Annotated in this window: 13 protein-coding genes; 6 read left to right on the forward strand and 7 right to left on the reverse strand. The window is 29.5% G+C overall.

The window, feature by feature from the left end; translation table 11 throughout:
* Window positions 1–9: 9 nt before the first annotated feature.
* Together I6U48_RS25560 and I6U48_RS25565 are read right to left on the reverse strand one after the other, a co-directional pair.
* Window positions 10–771, reverse strand: coding sequence for an ABC transporter permease (locus I6U48_RS25560; RefSeq protein WP_218323299.1), 762 nt, complete (start codon window positions 769–771; stop codon window positions 10–12).
* On the reverse strand, window positions 768–1679 hold the full coding sequence (locus tag I6U48_RS25565; protein ID WP_218323300.1) for an ABC transporter ATP-binding protein: 912 nt from the start codon (window positions 1677–1679) through the stop codon (window positions 768–770). The genes I6U48_RS25560 and I6U48_RS25565 overlap by 4 nt, the downstream gene beginning before the upstream one ends.
* 170 nt (window positions 1680–1849) lie before the next feature.
* Here I6U48_RS25565 and I6U48_RS25570 point away from each other — a divergent pair, with 170 nt between their 5' ends.
* The 3 genes from I6U48_RS25570 (at window position 1850) to I6U48_RS25580 (ending at window position 5446) form a co-directional block, all read left to right on the forward strand.
* Window positions 1850–2563 (forward strand): response regulator transcription factor, encoded by a 714-nt coding sequence (locus I6U48_RS25570; protein ID WP_218323301.1) that lies wholly within the window; start codon window positions 1850–1852, stop codon window positions 2561–2563.
* A 16-nt stretch (window positions 2564–2579) separates the two neighbouring features.
* Window positions 2580–4025 carry a sensor histidine kinase gene (locus I6U48_RS25575; protein WP_218323302.1) on the forward strand — a complete coding sequence of 482 codons (1446 nt, stop codon included), beginning with the start codon at window positions 2580–2582 and terminating at the stop codon, window positions 4023–4025.
* Window positions 4026–4126: 101 nt separating this feature from the next.
* The gene (locus I6U48_RS25580; protein ID WP_218323303.1) at window positions 4127–5446 is read left to right on the forward strand and encodes an SH3 domain-containing protein; all 1320 of its coding nucleotides are present in this window, start codon (window positions 4127–4129) and stop codon (window positions 5444–5446) included.
* 117 nt (window positions 5447–5563) lie between these two features.
* On the opposite strand, the gene I6U48_RS25585 is transcribed toward I6U48_RS25580, so the two are convergent.
* From I6U48_RS25585 to I6U48_RS25595, 3 genes are all read right to left on the reverse strand, one after another.
* A complete protein-coding gene (locus I6U48_RS25585) occupies window positions 5564–6175 on the reverse strand; it encodes a LysE/ArgO family amino acid transporter (RefSeq protein ID WP_218323304.1) in 612 nt (203 codons plus the stop codon).
* A 135-nt stretch (window positions 6176–6310) separates the two neighbouring features.
* The gene (locus tag I6U48_RS25590; RefSeq protein WP_218323305.1) at window positions 6311–7786 is read right to left on the reverse strand and encodes an aminotransferase-like domain-containing protein; all 1476 of its coding nucleotides are present in this window, start codon (window positions 7784–7786) and stop codon (window positions 6311–6313) included.
* Between the two features lie 40 nt (window positions 7787–7826).
* Window positions 7827–8240: a hypothetical protein gene (locus I6U48_RS25595; RefSeq protein ID WP_218323306.1), complete on the reverse strand. Its 414-nt coding sequence runs from the start codon at window positions 8238–8240 to the stop codon at window positions 7827–7829.
* A 226-nt stretch (window positions 8241–8466) separates the two neighbouring features.
* Here I6U48_RS25595 and I6U48_RS25600 point away from each other — a divergent pair, with 226 nt between their 5' ends.
* Window positions 8467–9492, forward strand: a complete 1026-nt coding sequence (locus tag I6U48_RS25600; RefSeq protein WP_218323307.1) for a branched-chain amino acid aminotransferase — start codon at window positions 8467–8469, stop codon at window positions 9490–9492.
* Window positions 9493–9559: 67 nt separating this feature from the next.
* Here I6U48_RS25600 and glpX read toward each other — a convergent pair whose 3' ends face one another.
* Window positions 9560–10534: a class II fructose-bisphosphatase gene (glpX, locus tag I6U48_RS25605; RefSeq protein WP_218323308.1), complete on the reverse strand. Its 975-nt coding sequence runs from the start codon at window positions 10532–10534 to the stop codon at window positions 9560–9562.
* Between the two features lie 522 nt (window positions 10535–11056).
* Between glpX and I6U48_RS25610 the strand changes: the two genes are divergently transcribed.
* Window positions 11057–11236 (forward strand): aspartyl-phosphate phosphatase Spo0E family protein, encoded by a 180-nt coding sequence (locus tag I6U48_RS25610; RefSeq protein WP_218323309.1) that lies wholly within the window; start codon window positions 11057–11059, stop codon window positions 11234–11236.
* Between the two features lie 111 nt (window positions 11237–11347).
* Here the strand turns inward: I6U48_RS25610 and I6U48_RS25615 are convergent, their stop codons facing one another.
* Entirely contained in the window at window positions 11348–11746 is a 399-nt protein-coding gene (locus I6U48_RS25615) for a hypothetical protein (protein ID WP_218323310.1), read from the reverse strand.
* Window positions 11747–12340: 594 nt separating this feature from the next.
* Here I6U48_RS25615 and rocF point away from each other — a divergent pair.
* On the forward strand, window positions 12341–13240 hold the full coding sequence (gene rocF, locus I6U48_RS25620) for an arginase (protein WP_218323311.1): 900 nt from the start codon (window positions 12341–12343) through the stop codon (window positions 13238–13240).
* Window positions 13241–13460: the final 220 nt, after the last annotated feature.

Raw genomic sequence — 13460 nt, forward strand, 5'->3', positions numbered from 1 at the left:
TTACCCCTCCTACTGAATATCCCTTTTATTAAATTCATAAACACCTATCAAAAACCACAATATTCCTAAAACTATTCCTGATACTCCAGCTGTAATTGCATCACTCATGTCTTCAAGTGGTAATACCCGTAAAAAACAAGCATAAGGAACTAAATTTCCTAATACCTTACTCTGAGCAAACAAGTAAGCTCCTACAGCCCCTGTAAATCCTACAGCAGCTGCTCCTAATGAGTTTTTAAAATAACAGCTTATAAACTGCTGAAAACTGACCACCCCTACAGCGCCTGCTATTTCAAACCACATATATCTTAATATAAGTGAAGAATTACCTTCTATATTAAATAGCTTTTTTACAATTATTAAAGCTATTCCATTCAAAGTTATCAATATTAATGCTGCTGCAAAGGTTATTAACCATTTTGACAAATAAATCTTACTTCTTTCAATGGGCCTTGATAATATTTGTTTCCATGTATTTTCACTATATTCTGTATAATTTATAATAACTGATACTGCAACGACTGCTAAATTAAAAAGCATAAACCATAAGGCAGCCATATGATTTTGATAAAATAAAACATCCATTTTGGTAAAGATTCCAACTTCACTTGCTTTCTTCATTTGAATACTTGAGATCAAATATTCATATCTTAAATAGAGATCTGCAAATAAAAGCATAAAGGATAGAATCGGTGTTAAAAATATGCCTTTCCATAGTACGGTTCTTTTATATTTTATTAAGTCTGATCTTAAAATTGCTGCAAAACTCATATAACTTCTCCTCCTTTAGTAAGGTCAAGAAATATCTCTTCAAGAGTTTTTTGTGTTTCAAAGAATTTAAATACTTTATTTCCTTTTAATATTAAGTGCTTCAATATTTCATCTGCTTCTATACCTTGTGTCTGTATAAAAATATCTTTGTTCTTTATTTTTGTTTTATATCCACAGCCATTTAAGGTCTCTAGAGCATGCTTTATGTCCTTTGTTCCTATACAAATTTCGCTTTTACTTCTTGAATGAAGTTCCTCAAGAGTACCTTGAAACAGCATATCACCTCTGTTTATAATTCCAATATCATCTGCTGTAAGTTCAATTTCGCTTAAGTTATGGCTTGATATAATTACTGTCATATTGTAAATTTTGGGCAGTTCCTTAATAAGTTCCCTTATCTCATGGATTCCCGATGGGTCCAGTCCATTAGTGGGCTCATCCAAAATTAAAAGCTCCGGTTTAGCTATAAGTGCCTGAGCAATTCCTAGTCTTTGTTTCATCCCTAATGAAAACTTCTTTACTTGTTTATCTTTCCATTCATTAAGTCTTACAATATCTAGAACATCATTAATATATTTATAATCAAGTTCTAGAAGTTTTGCTGTTACCTCTAAATTTTCATAGGCAGTTAAATTCCCATAATAAGATGGTGCTTCTACCATTGAACCTACTTTTTTCAAGATATCCATTCTATTTTCTTTAAAATTCTTTCCAAATATTTTAACCTGTCCTTTCGTAGGTCTTATAAGCCCTAAAAGCATTCTTATAGTTGTAGACTTACCTGCACCATTAGGACCTAAAAAGCCATATACTCGTCCTTTTTTCACTGTTAGATTTATACCCTTTACTGCTTTAAAGTTTTTAAATTCCTTTGTCAAATTCTTTGTTTCTATAATGATTTCTGACATGTTGTCCCTCCTTGCGTTAACTTATCTTATGTTTACATGATAATTATTCAAACTTAAATTATGTTTAACACAACCTTAAGAGAACCTTAAAATTACATTATTCTTAGAAAATGTTTATAAATAATGCTATAATTGTAATAAACTAAAGTTGTATTTATTGGGAGGTCTCTATGTACGATCAAGTTTTAGACAGAAAAATTCTTTTAATTGATGATGAAATTGAATTACTAAAACTTATGGAAACAGTTTTAATAAAGGAAGGCTTTAGAAGAATATTTAAAGCAAAAAATGGAATGGATGGAATAAAGTTATGTAAAACTGAAAAACCTGATATGGTAGTTCTAGATATAATGATGCCGGATATTGATGGCTTTGATGTATGTAAAAAGATTAGAGAGTTTTCTTTTGTTCCAGTCATATTTCTATCTGCGAAATGCGAAGATGTAGATAAAATTCTTGCGCTTGGACTTGGTGCAGACGATTATGTAACCAAGCCTTTTAGTCCTAAGGAAGTTGCTTTTAGAATTAAAGCTCATTTAAGAAGAAGTATATACATAAAAAAGGAGTTAACTATAAAAAAGGATCAAATATTTTTTGGTAATGTTGCTATTGATTTTCAAGGAGGAGATGTATTAAAAGATGATAAAAATATAGTACTTACTCCAAAAGAATATCATCTTCTATCTTATATGGCCCAAAATTCAAATCAAATATTGAGTAAACAGATGATATGCGATGAGGTTTGGGGCTCCAGTTATGAAGGATATGATAACACTATAATGGTTCACATAAGAAAACTCAGGGAAAAATTAGAGGAAGACCCCTCTGATCCTAAATATATAATCACTGTGAAGGGTTTGGGATATAAGCTTATTATTCCATAGCAGGATATAAAAATAAATGAAATTTATAAGTAAACTCAAGACTAATTGGACCATTACAAGAAAATTTTTAGCAACATTAATATTTATTATTATAATAGAATTAATTATTAATTTAATTCTTTTTAATACTACAATCATGTACACCAAAGAAAATTTATCAAATTTAGGTGCTGAAAATTTAACATTAGCTTTTTCAGATTACATAGACTTTAATAATAATTCCCCCTTTGTAAACGAAGATGGTAAACAAATAATATTGAAGAATAATGGATGGATTCAAATAATAGATGAAAACTTTAAGGAACTTTACTCCTTTCATAAACCCGCAGAAGTACCTATAAAATACAGTCCAATAGAAATAGCTCATTTCTATAAATATGATATAGCAAATTGTTCTATATTTATAAGTGAAAAAAAATATAATAATCAAAGTTATGCTTATATTATAGGTTTTCCTCTTGAAAAGGTAGCTAAACATACTGTTGTTTTTAATCCTTCAGCACTGAAAAGTTTCTTTTGTAGCGGAATTATTATTTTATTATGCGTAAATATAGTTATTGCAATAATTATATCTTATTTTTTATTTGGTAAAAGTATGGGCAAACCGCTGGAAAATATAATTAACGGAATAAATGAACTTTCTAGTGGCAACTATGAAACAAAATATTTAGAGAAAGGAGTGTATAAAAATGTATTCACTAATCTAAATAAGTTAGGTAAAACTCTTAAAGAAAACAAGACCAAAAGAGACGAATTAGAAAAAATGAGGGATACATGGATTTCTTCGATATCCCATGATGTGAAAACTCCTTTATCATCTATAAAAGGATATGCAGAACTTATGAAGGATTCTGATTATAGTTTTTCCAGTGAAGAAGTACAAGAATACTCAGATATAATATATAGTAAATCCTTATATATTCAAACGTTAGTAGAAGATTTAAATTTAACTTATAAACTAAAAAACAAGGTACTATCTTTAAGTAAACAAAAATCAAACCTTACTTTACTCTTACAAAATGTAATAATAGGAATTCTAAATCACCCTCTTTACTCAAATAGAAATATAAATTTTCACAGTGAATCTGAAGATATAAATGCATATATTGATGAAAAACTATTTAAAAGAGCGCTAGTGAATTTAATTTTTAATTCCTTAATTCATAATGATGAAAATGTTCAAGTTGATATTTCAATTTACAAAAAAGATAAAATATATATTGTAATAAGGGACAACGGTAAGGGAATATCAGAAGAAGACTTAGAGCATATTTTTGAGAGATATTATAGAGGAACAAACACTAACACATCTATTGAAGGTTCTGGCTTAGGGATGGCCATATCAAAACAGATAGTAGATGCCCATAATGGTAGTATATTTATAGAAAGTATTATAGGTGAAGGCACTACTATAAAGATAGCTTTAAATGATAAAATAACGATAAATTCTTCATCAATTTAACATTTTTTTCATGTTTTTGTACCCAAATATATGTTAATATATAAGTATAAAAATCAATACAAATAATATTTTACTTTTCCAAACAGGAGGAGATGACTTTAATGAAAAGCAAAAAAATAATGTCGATTATACTTTCAATTTCCCTAACTATTGGCGCTGCACTTGCCAATAATTATATAGTTAATGCTGCCAATTCATTACACGGCATTGTATTATCTAAACAGGGACTAAATGTTAGAAGTGAAGCTAATACAACTTCAAAAATTATAGGTACTTTAAAATTAGATGATAATATAGAAATATTAGAGACTCTAAATGATTGGTATAAAATAAAATTTGGTTCTTCTTATGGTTATGTATCTAAGCAATATATAAAATTGGATGAAAATACATCGACTAACAGTACTACATCTACTAACAGTACTACATCTACTAGTGGTACTACACCAACCAATGGCGATTCGGCTAATAGTTCTACAGGATCAAACTCTGTTTCTAGCAGCGGGAGTGATAATGCACCTGAATATAAAAACTTAGATGAGAGAAAAGATGTAGATAAACTTAAGCAATGGAAAATTACATTCAACAAAAGTATAAAAGATACTGATGGTAATAGAAATGAGTTTAAGATTGTAGATACTAAAGCAAATTTTGTTTCTACTAAGGTTCTTATAGACAATTCAACAGTAACAGTTATTCCATGGGATAGCGGCTATAATTATGAAGAAAGCTATAAGTTAATCATTGGAGACAATATAGAAGCTACTGATGGTACAAAAATAAAATATACTTCAACCATGCCTTTTACTGTTAAATCAAAAATAGCTTCTTTAGGACTGGGTAAAACCGAAACAGAACATATAAACAATGATAGGAGTTATGAATGGTATGTAAGTCAGGATAATAGTGGTAAATATTCAACTGTAAACTCTGGCCCTGCTTGTGTTGCCATGGCTATTAAATGGAAAACTTCTTCTTTAAGCAAGTCAGTAGAAGATATAAGAAATACATATGAGTTTAGTGGAGCCCCTTGGAACAATGATACTATTGTTGCTTACCTAAAAACTTCAAGCATAGATTACAATTACTGTAATGATATAACCGAAGATGCCCTAAAGAATCAAATTAGAAATGGAAATATACTCATAGTTACTCTTAATCCTCAATATATAAATTACAATAATAGTGCAGAATCCAAAGTAGGACGCTTCCATGCAGTTGATGGCTCATCGTATAGCATAATTATAAAAGGTTATGAAATAGTAGACGGTAAAACCTATTTCGAAATATATGATCCATTTAATAATAATATAAATTACCTTGATGGTTATCCAAGAGGAAAAAATGATTACTACTCCTCAAGTGAAATTTTAAATTCTCTTACTGCAGAAAGTGTACAACCTATTGTTATAAATAAATAGCAAAAGATAAGCTTACTTTAAGTGAGCTTATCTTTTATTTGCATATAGACACCCACGCTTAAAGCTTAACTTATAAAAAATATTTATCGGTAACAGTTAACACAAATTAAATATTTTTTAAATGAATTTTAGAAAACTATAAGCTAATTTTATTCCATAGTAAATGATTATACATCCACACACTATATTTATCTTTCTTAGGATTTTTTCATTAAAAATGCTTTTAAAAATAGAAAAAATTGTTGCGAGTGTAGTAAACCACATAAATGAGGCAGTACATACTCCCATAATAAAAAACTTTAAAGAATCTACAGGTAGCGATGCTCTAAAGCTTCCTAATAATAAAGACCCATCTATTATTGCTTGAGGATTAAACCAAGTTACTGTAAAACATGCTGCTATAATCTGATATAATGGTATATTTACTTCTAATTCATTTGACAACTTGGGCTTTGACTTTATAAGACCTATTCCTATATACAAAATGGCGATTGACCCCAAAAAAAGAATCAATAATTTTAAAAAATAAAACTTGTCCATCAGTATACCTATGCCAAAAAAACTTGCAATTGATAGAGTTATGTCAAAGAATATAGTTATAAATGCTACCTCATAGGCTCTTTTTTTACTCATTGCTACTGCTGTATTTATTACGTATAAATTTTGCATGCCTATAGGTGCAACATAGCTAAGTCCTAATATAAATCCCTGAATTAAATATTTTAACATAATTTATTTTCTCCTTTCATATAATCACTTGTAAGCTATAATAAAGATTATAATAGTAAATATAAATAATCTCTCCAACCAAGGTACTAGAAATTTACCAACCAAATTAATAACGTAAAAAACAACTGTTAAGCTTTAAAATCGCTTAACAGTTGTTTCTTGTTTTACTAAAGTTCTAATTATATCTGATAACCTTTTTAATCCAATGCTTAATTCACTAATCTCAGCATAAGAATAAGATATTCTTAAATTTTGGCTATTATAAAAATCGTATATATTTCCAGGATTAATGAGAATTTTTTCTTTTGCTGCTGCTAAAAATAATTTATTTAGAGATATATTGTATTTTAGTTTCAACCATATATAGAATCCACCTTTAGGTATATTCCATGTAGCTATATCTCTAAAACTCTCATTTAAAATTTCTAAGGTTTTATCCCTTCGGAATTTTAGTTGAATTCTTAATTTTTCAAGATGCTGAGTATATAAGCCGCTTCCAATCCATTCTGTAATCATAAGTTGTGATATTGAACTAGAGCCATAGTCTGTCTGCATTTTTATATCCGATAATCTTTCTATCACATGTTCAGGACCTGCAACCCATCCAATTCTGAACCCAGGTGCAAGAGATTTTGAAATGCTTCCTAAGTATAGCACATTTCCATTTTGATCTCTAGCTTTCAGAGGTGCTGGTGGAATTTCATCTATCCATAACTCTCTATAAACATCATCTTCAATAATAGGAATCCTACAGTATTTACAAGTATCTAAGAGTTCTATACGTCTATCCTCGGTCATTACGGCCCCTGTAGGATTATGAAAAGTTGGTATGGTATATAATATGGTATTAACCTTTTTACCAGCATTTCTTATTATTTCATTAGGAATTATACCTTTATTGTCCATTCTTAAGCCAACCAAATTCATTCCCAAAGATTGAAATATATGCAGAGACTTCAAATAAGATGGATTTTCCATAAGTATCTTAGAACCTGGTGGTAAGATTGATAAAGATATTAACTGAAGTGCCTGAAGTGCTCCCGAAACAATCAGTATTGAAGATGAAGATACTTCTATATTATAAGCTTTAAGATATTGACTTATAACTTTCCTTAGTTCTAGTAATCCTTTTGCCTCAAGATATCCTAAAGATTTAATTTTGTTTGAACATTTGTCTAAAATTTTATTCATCATATCTTGTGGAAATAACTCTGGCCCAGGCTCCCCAGTTCCTAGCCTAATTATATCCTTTTCATACTCCAGTTTATTTACCATTTGAATAGTTCGAAGATTAGGCTTATGTATACTTCCATCTATATAATTTTCCCAATTCAACTTTGAAGTTGAAGAAAGCAAGGACCAAGTATTATTTACTATTGTTGTTCCTCCTCCAGTTTTACCTTCAATAAATCCCCTGCTTTTTAACTCATCAAGTGCTTCAACTATAGTGCTTCTGTTTACTTCGAACATCTCTGACAGCTTCCTTTGTGGTGGAAGCTTAGTTCCTATTGCAAAATTTCCTGTTGATATTTCTTCTATTATATAATTTACAATTTGCTTATATAAAGGGATAGAAAAACTTTTATTGGGCTTCCAACTAATATCTATCACTGTACTTCCGCCTTTAAAATATATTTCAATTTAACTTAATTTATTCTACTTGTGTTATAAGCTTTTTCATTACGTCTCTTAATTTTAATTCTCCTATATCTTGATGTGCTACAGCTATAATTATCTTTACATTACTATCTGACTTATCCCATTTATAGGCTCTAATATCTAAAATAGATTCCTCTGGAAAATATTCTTCAAGATCAGTAGCAATTTCTTCTGCCAATGTCAAGTATTCTTCAAATAAATCATCTTCACTTAATTCCTTGAGATCAAATTCTTCTTCTATAAACTCATTTAAAATATCTATATCTACACTTAAATTGAAAGCTAATATGTCTTCTCTTTTTGATCCTTTACTCATATCTTTAACTACTTTAAATTCTGAATTCTTTTCAATTAATTCTTTTATGTCTTTGCTATCTATAATTTCATCATCAAATACTATATACATTTCTTCACTCCTTAAGCTTTTTTATTTAATTTAATATAGATTATACCATATAACTAATATAATAATACAGTTTGTATCTAAATCTATACTTAATAAAAATGTATACATTAAAATTAGTTTATCAATTTTTTAAAAAATTATTTCACAATTATGCAAATAATGCTAAAATTGAATAATAGTTTCATATTCAATTTCATACTATTATTTTTATATGGAGGTATATTTTATGACTAAAGAAGTGAATATTGATTGGAAAAACTTGGGATTTGATTATATTAAGACAGATTTACGTTATATCTCAAGATGGAAGGATGGAAAATGGGATGAAGGTCAGCTGGTTGAAGACAATATGATTACTATAAGCGAAGCTTCAACTTCCCTTCATTATGGTCAACAATGTTTTGAGGGTTTAAAAGCTTATCGTACAAAGGATGGAAGAATTCAGCTTTTTAGACCAGATAGAAATGCCGAACGTATGCAGGACAGCTGCAGACGTATATTGATGCCAGAGGTTTCTGTAGAAAAATTTATAGATGCATGTGTTAAAGTTGTTAAAGCAAATGAGCACTATGTGCCACCTTATGGTACTGGTGCAACTCTTTATCTTAGACCTTTCGTAATCGGCGTAGGTAACAATATTGGCGTTAAACCAGCTCCCGAATATATATTTTGTATATTCTGTATGCCTGTAGGACCATACTTTAAGGGCGGAATGATTCCTGTAAACTTTAATATAGCAGAATATGATCGTGCTGCTCCATACGGCACTGGTGCAGCAAAAGTTGGAGGCAACTACGCAGGAAGCCTCTATCCACATGAGTTAGCAGCAAAAAAAGGGTTTGCAGATTGTGTTTATCTTGATCCAGCTACTCATACTAAAATAGAAGAAGTAGGTGCAGCTAATTTCTTTGGAATAACAAAGGACGACAAATTCATTACTCCAAAGTCACCTTCTATTCTTCCAAGTGTAACCAAGTACTCATTATTACATATTGCAAAAGAATACTTAAAAATGGAGACAGAAGAAAGAGATGTCTTTATAGAAAATATAAATGAATTTAAAGAAGCTGGTGCTTGTGGAACTGCTGCAGTAATAACTCCAATTGGAGGCATAGAGTATAAAGGTAAACTTCATGTATTCCATAGCGAAACTGAAGTAGGACCTGTAACTAAAAAACTCTACGACACTCTTTATGGAATTCAATTCGGAGATGTAGAAGCTCCAGAGGGATGGATTGTAGAAGTTAAATAGTTCTTTATAAAAAGTAAAGCAGCCTATTAACAAAATACAAGAGTTAATAAGCTGCTTTGTTTTTTAATTATTTAACTACTAAACTACTTCTATTTAAATCATGATGTGCTTCAACAAATCTGACTGTTCCAGTTTTTGATCTCATTACAATAGAATGTGTTGCTGCCCAATCATTTTTTGAATATACAACTCCTCTTAAGAGATCACAATCAGTTATGCCTGTAGCTGCAAAGTATACATCATCGTTTTTTACTAAATCATCTATTAATAAAACCTTATCAACATCTTCTATGCCCATATCTTTGCATCTTTGCTTTTCTTCCTCTGTATGAGGCTCTAATTTAGCCTGCATTTCTCCTCCAAGACACTTTATTGCTGCTGCTGCAATAACTCCCTCTGGAGCTCCACCAGTTCCCATAAATATATCTATTCCTGTATTTTCAAATCCACAGGCAAGGATGGCTGCTACATCTCCCTCACCAAACAATTTTACCCTTGCTCCAACTTCTCTTGCAGCTTCAACAATGTAATCATGCCTTTCTCTCTCTTGAACAATAATAGTAAGTTCTTCAACCTCTTTATTTAAAGCTTTTGCAACATTCAATATATTATCTTTTGCTGACTTATTTATATCAATAGCTCCCTTAGCTCCTGGGCCTACTGCTATTTTTTTCATATACATATCCGGTGCGTGAAATAGACTTCCTTTAGGGCCCATAGCAACAACTGCAATTGCATTTGGTAATCCTTTAGCTATTAAAATTGTTCCGTCTAATGGGTCTACAGCTATATCCATTTCGGGCATATTTTTTTCTCCTATGCCAACATTTTGTCCTATATAAAGCATAGGTGCATTATCCATCTCACCTTCACCAATCACAACCGTACCCCTGACAGGCATCATTGCAAAGGCCTTCTCCATGCCATCCACTGCTGCTTGGTCTGCAGCTATCTTATCTCCTCTTCCCATAAATTTTGCAGAACAAAGTGCTGCAGCTTCGGTAACTCTTGCCAATCCCATTGCTATATCTGTGTTAAGCATACTATTATACCTCCTAATAATACAACATTTTTCATATTCCAACTAAATTTATTCAATTATTATAATTAATGCACATATAATACATATAATATTTAACTCACAGTTAAATATTATATCACATTAATTGAATAAGACAAGCCTAAATGAAGTATTATCACAGCAATATATGTAATAATTAATTGTAAACATTTATATAAGCATACTTTTGAATATATTTTATATTAATTATTTTTAATTATTATAATAAAATTATCTTTATAAACAAAAAAACTTTAGACATTATTCTTATATTTCCTTTTTTTTTCAATACACTTATATATCAATGTTTAGAGACATATTTTTCCTTTTTTCCACATTAACTCCACAAGTATTCCACATATAATCCACACCTTATCTACAGAACTATTGTTTATTTTTGTTATAATATGTATATACCTGACTAATGAAAGATGTGATTATCTTCATATAATCTGCTAAAATAGAATAGTAGCAAAAATAATATGTAAATACGGAGTAGATGATATGGATATAACGAGTAAATTGAAGGATTTAAAATCATTAGATATAGAAATAAATGAATTAAAAGAACTTCTTTATGTATTAATGAGCAAAAATGACCTTACAGATAAACACGTAGTTGAGTGTAGCCAAAGATTGGACGAGCTAATATTAGAATATCAAAAATTCAAGAATCTAATATAAGCTTATATACAACTTCCATTATAATTTGTTTTTAAGACATCAAATTATTTTTCGGTCACAAATAAAAAAAGCTAACATCATTAACATGCTAGCTTCTAATTTCAAATATCTCTATTTTTCTAACTCTTCTAAAACCTGATCTATGTCGATTTCTAATCCTCTTTTATAAAATACTGCTATAAATTCATTATAATTATAATTTTCCCTATCTATTTCATAGGATACAAATTGCGACTCTAAATCTAATTCTTCCATTGATTCTTCTATGATTTCTCCTACGTTGTCTATAGCCAATTCGTTTAGATATGGTAAAAAGAAATCATTATACCAGGTATCTCCTTCAGTTTCATCCTCACTTTCATCATCAGCATATGCCTTAGCCGCATTTATTTCATCTTCATCAAAATCAAAAGTGAATCTCAAAACAACAGCATTCCCCTTATATTCTAAATCTTCAATATCACTTAAACCATTTTCTTCTAAGTATTTTATTATTTCCTCTTTGTTCATTGATAGTCATCTCCTTATTTTCGTAATGTAATATAATATGCTTTGCTAAATAAATAGCAAATTTAGCACATCTTCTGCGTTTATGTTATTAATTATATTCTTTGTTATTAATTAAATATTTAAACAAAATTGAATTAAGATAATGTAATTATTTTAACATAATAGTGTAACTTTTACCAATATTTTTATATGCTATATGGGTATTTTTTTAAATTTTTTTATGTATATTTAATAAAAAATCTTTTACTAAATTAATATCAAAAAATTTCTTTTTTCTTTTGAAATTTTTTCATAATTTTGTACACTTTTTCTATAGTGGTTTTAAAAAGCACCCAATATACTTTATAATTTAAATCTAAATTGGGAACTTTAAATTTAAAGTATCTTTAAGATTATCTTGAAAATTTTTGCTGTTATTTTACTAACCTACCATTGTTATGTAACAAATTAGTACTTATTATTCATAAAAATGAATACATATAATTTTTGATAATCTTCAAAAAATACTGTATTTTTAAAAACTACTTTTTATTTTTTTTAATTGGTATATAATCAAGTATCGTACAAGATAATTCATATATGGAGGTAATTACAATGAACATTAGCTTAATTGGAGTGCCAATATTTTTTGGTTCAGATAAGAAGGGTGCTGAATTTGGACCAAGGAAACTTAGAGATAAAAATATAATATCAGTTTTAACACAAGATAATCATACCGTATATGATTGTGGAGATATTTACGTTGAAAATATACCAGAGGAAAAAAAGTATGATTTTCACCCAACTATGAAATATCTAAAACCAATAGTAGAAGTAAATACTAACTTAGCTCATCAAGTTTATAGTGCCCTTTGCTCAGGCTCTTTTCCCCTTATTATAGGTGGAGACCATTCAATAGGACTAGGAAGTTTATCTGGCACAAGTAAATTCTATGATGATATTGCAGTTATTTGGATTGATGCCCATGGAGATATAAATACTCATGAAACTTCAATGACGGGTAATGTTCATGGTATGCCTTTAGCTGCGGCTATGGGTTTAGGCTTTGAAGAATTAATAGATTTATATAACAAAGGTTGTAAAGTAAAACCTGAGAACATATTTATTATAGGTGCAAGAGATTTAGATTTAGGTGAAAAGGAACTAATTAAAACTCACAACCTAACAGTTTTCTCAACAGAAGATGTACAAAAAATTGGTGTTGAAAAAATAATGAAAATTATACATTCAAAACTTATTGATAGGGGAATAAAGGCAGTTCACTTAAGTTTTGATATTGATTGTCTAGACCCTAACTTTGTTCCAGGTACAGGTACTCCTGTTACTAGAGGAATGAATGTCATAGAAACTAAATATATGTTAAAATACTTAATGGAAACAAAACTCATTAAGTCGATGGACTTTGTCGAACTAAATCCTATCTTAGATAAGGATGATAAAACTGCTGATTTATGTATTGATCTGTTGTCTTGGACCTTTGGATTTTTACACTAAAAACATATTTGCAGTATGGCGAAACAACGCCAAAAGGTGATGAATTGTCTAAGTAATTTGAAAGTATAGGTCAATTTTTCAGTTTGGAACCCTATATAGGATTCAAGACCAGAAAATTAACTTATACGCAGGGATATGTTTCCAAAGCTGAAAGCACATATAAAAACTTTTTAGTCAACCTTAGCTCAGTATTTTAGAAAATCTTAGAGTCTTTTATATG

The organism is Clostridium thailandense (assembly GCF_019207025.1).
Classification (GTDB): domain Bacteria; phylum Bacillota; class Clostridia; order Clostridiales; family Clostridiaceae; genus Clostridium_AM; species Clostridium_AM thailandense.

Excerpts from the sequence above, each read along its gene's own strand:
- I6U48_RS25560 (WP_218323299.1), bottom strand. The coding sequence starts at position 771 with ATGAGTTTTGCAGCAATTTTAAGATCAGACTTAATAAAATATAAAAGA.
- I6U48_RS25565 (WP_218323300.1), bottom strand. The coding sequence starts at position 1,679 with ATGTCAGAAATCATTATAGAAACAAAGAATTTGACAAAGGAATTTAAA.
- I6U48_RS25570 (WP_218323301.1), top strand. The coding sequence starts at position 1,850 with ATGTACGATCAAGTTTTAGACAGAAAAATTCTTTTAATTGATGATGAA.
- I6U48_RS25575 (WP_218323302.1), top strand. The coding sequence starts at position 2,580 with ATGAAATTTATAAGTAAACTCAAGACTAATTGGACCATTACAAGAAAA.
- I6U48_RS25580 (WP_218323303.1), top strand. The coding sequence starts at position 4,127 with ATGAAAAGCAAAAAAATAATGTCGATTATACTTTCAATTTCCCTAACT.
- I6U48_RS25585 (WP_218323304.1), bottom strand. The coding sequence starts at position 6,175 with ATGTTAAAATATTTAATTCAGGGATTTATATTAGGACTTAGCTATGTT.
- I6U48_RS25595 (WP_218323306.1), bottom strand. The coding sequence starts at position 8,240 with ATGTATATAGTATTTGATGATGAAATTATAGATAGCAAAGACATAAAA.
- I6U48_RS25600 (WP_218323307.1), top strand. The coding sequence starts at position 8,467 with ATGACTAAAGAAGTGAATATTGATTGGAAAAACTTGGGATTTGATTAT.
- glpX (WP_218323308.1), bottom strand. The coding sequence starts at position 10,534 with ATGCTTAACACAGATATAGCAATGGGATTGGCAAGAGTTACCGAAGCT.
- I6U48_RS25610 (WP_218323309.1), top strand. The coding sequence starts at position 11,057 with ATGGATATAACGAGTAAATTGAAGGATTTAAAATCATTAGATATAGAA.
- I6U48_RS25615 (WP_218323310.1), bottom strand. The coding sequence starts at position 11,746 with ATGAACAAAGAGGAAATAATAAAATACTTAGAAGAAAATGGTTTAAGT.
- rocF (WP_218323311.1), top strand. The coding sequence starts at position 12,341 with ATGAACATTAGCTTAATTGGAGTGCCAATATTTTTTGGTTCAGATAAG.